Source organism: Halalkalibacter flavus (assembly GCF_036663575.1).
In the GTDB taxonomy this organism is placed as follows: Bacteria; Bacillota; Bacilli; order Bacillales; family Bacillaceae_D; genus Halalkalibacter; species Halalkalibacter flavus.
On sequence record NZ_JAWRVK010000234.1, the window covers coordinates 1 to 271 of the forward strand.

The window sequence follows — 271 nt, forward strand, 5'->3', positions numbered from 1 at the left end:
GACACACTCTAAAAGTACGCGATCCGAATCCAGCATTTGGCCGTCGTACCATACGGCCCCGCCGGTTATTCCTCGCAATTCGAGCCCCGGAATTAAATCGAGGCATTCGCGTTTCGATATGACCTGACCGCTAGGAATGGCTTGTTGCGGTATGGCACTTTTGGTTTCCGCGACCGTCAGAAGGTCATAGAGCTTGAGCGCCACAAAGAATGCCTCGGGGCCTCTCGTCGCGTGACCGAAGGTCGGAATGACAAACTTAAGGGGACGGATG

The 271-nt window shown here is 54.6% G+C and carries 1 protein-coding gene; it reads right to left on the reverse strand.

Features of this window, described 5'->3' with window-relative positions; translation table 11 throughout:
* Positions 1 to 271, reverse strand: a 271-nt coding sequence (locus SAY88_RS25065) for a hypothetical protein (protein ID WP_332635138.1), incomplete at both ends; no start/stop codon positions are given.